Annotated in this window: 3 protein-coding genes and 1 pseudogene; 2 read left to right on the top strand and 2 right to left on the bottom strand. The window is 63.0% G+C overall.

Going from position 1 to position 2,027, the window contains the following annotated elements; all coding sequences use genetic code 11:
* A partial coding sequence (locus tag AC5JJ6_RS11620; RefSeq protein WP_496042182.1) for a site-specific integrase occupies positions 1-329 on the top strand: 329 nt, incomplete at its 5' end.
* 119 nt (positions 330-448) lie between these two features.
* Complete coding sequence (locus AC5JJ6_RS11615; protein WP_496042181.1) at positions 449-808, top strand: hypothetical protein; 360 nt, start codon at positions 449-451, stop codon at positions 806-808.
* Positions 809-926: 118 nt separating this feature from the next.
* On the opposite strand, the pseudogene AC5JJ6_RS11610 reads toward AC5JJ6_RS11615, so the two are convergent.
* A pseudogene (locus AC5JJ6_RS11610) lies at positions 927-1,205 on the bottom strand (HU family DNA-binding protein).
* 193 nt (positions 1,206-1,398) lie between these two features.
* Positions 1,399-1,626, bottom strand: a complete 228-nt coding sequence (locus tag AC5JJ6_RS11605) for a hypothetical protein (protein WP_496042180.1) — start codon at positions 1,624-1,626, stop codon at positions 1,399-1,401.
* Positions 1,627-2,027: the final 401 nt, after the last annotated feature.

The following is a 2,027-nucleotide window of genomic DNA, read 5'->3' as shown; positions in this document are numbered from 1 at the left end:
GCCTGCGCACCGGCGGCGTGATGACCGCCACCCGGCTGTCGGACAAGGCGGTGGTCCGGCTGGTCAGGGACACTGCCGAGGCGGTTGGCGACGGCGATCCGGCGCTAATGGAAAGCACCTTCGGCAGCCTCGCAGTCAGTGTCCGGCGCTCCTACTCGGGTCACAGCCTGCGCGCCGGGCTCGCTACCGCGGCAGCCGAGGCGGAGGCCCAGCTCCACGACGTCATGCGCCAGACCCGCCACAAGAGCGTCGAGGTCGCCCGCCGCTACATGCGCTCATCCGACCTGTGGCGCAACAACGTCACCGAGAAGGTCATGCGCCGAACCTGAGGACGGGGGAAGCAGCGTGACCGCCGAAGAAGAGTAGAGATCGGATGTGCTATATGGACGCCGGGGAGCCGCATGGGGCAGCCTTGATCCTGTTCGCAAATCATACAAGGACTTTCATCTTGGACGCTGTCGACCATCTGACCGAGAACCAGGGCCCGATTGCTCCGACCCGGCCGCGGTCGGTTTACTTTGATGTTGTTGTCGAGGCAAGGAAGCCCGGCTTCGATGCCGACAGCTTCCGCCAGGGACTGCAGGAGGCGCTTGTCCAGGATCCCGACCTGCTGGCGCTTGGCCGCACGCAGGGTGGCTTCAATGGCCATGCCCGGTTTGTCGGCGTCGGTGTCGAACAGGCTGTGGCGGCTGCTCCCGCGGTGGCCTACCGGGTACGCATCGACTTCAAACCCGACGGCTGGATCGACCGCGAGGTCGTCGACGCCATCATCGCCGACAACGTCAAAGCCGAGTTGACGCTCTCCTGAACGTGCGACGCATGCCGGAACGCGCGGCTTTCACCATCTGTAACCTTCGGTGACAGGCCTGATGGTCCCGCACTGAGCTGATGGGCACGGCTTTCCCACAAGCGCCGTGCCCGCCGCCTCAGCCGCCCTTGAGTGCGTCCTTAACTGCCTTGGCCGCGGTGAACTTAGCGGCTTTCGAGGCTGCAATTGTGATCGCCTCGCCGGTCTGGGGATTACGGCCCTGACGCTAGCTGCGCTCGGAAATCCCGAAGCTGCCGAAACCGGAGATGCGGATCTCGTCGCCCCGCGTCAGAGCCTCGGTGATCGTGCCGACCAGCGCCTCCACCGCCTTACCAGCGTCAGCCTTGGTCAGGCCGGCGCGCTCCGCAACAGCGGCAATCAACTCTGTCTGCTTCATGATTGTAATTCCTTCCTGAATATCTTGGTCAAACGGGCACCCAACCTTTTCTGTGCCGTTGCACAGCTTTGAAAACAAGGCAAAATCGCTGTCCGGGTCGCGTGCAAAACGGGAATTCTGATTATAGTTGTAGACAAAATACACCGGACAACGCACGAGACGGCGGTCATGTCAGAGAAGGTAGCATCCGGTTTCAGGAGGCTGGGGACGTATCTTGCGGGACCGGCGGGAGGCGGCCCGAGTAGAAGTCGTCATAGGCTTGGTTCAGGGCTGTCTGAACCTGTGCCCGCAGCTCCGGCGCGGCGCGGATTTCCTGAACCGTCCAGTCGGTCAGTTCGGCGATCCGGTCGACGAACGCGAGAGTGACTGCCAGCACCTTGATCTGCCGGACCACCGCAAGGCCGGACGGCAGGTGGGTCACGGACCAGCCTCTGGTTCCCGCTTCATTGATAGTTCGCTGGTCGATCCCAAACAGCAAACGGACGACCCCGTCAACAGGGAGCCGGCCCTGGGGCGTAATGATGGTAAAGGATGCAGCACACCAGTCGGGCGCCTGCGTGGCTTGACAGTCTGGCAGCATGATAGGATGCGGTGTAAGGCCCATGACGGCAATTGCAGACCCGCGCCGGATCGTCCAGCCTCGTTCGGTGCGCTCGTGCCGGGATCGACAGCATACGCCAGCATTCCTCACCGGCCGGTTCAGCCGACAAGGACCTCCTCATCGAACGCCGCGCCCTGTTACTCGCCACCGGTTAACCCTCCAACCAGCGCCGCATAGCCCCTGCCAAAAGGAGCGTGCCAACTTAGTCTTCTGCTTCCGAA

It is taken from the genome of Skermanella sp., from assembly GCF_059503625.1.
This window is presented reverse-complemented; position numbering and strand designations above follow the sequence as displayed.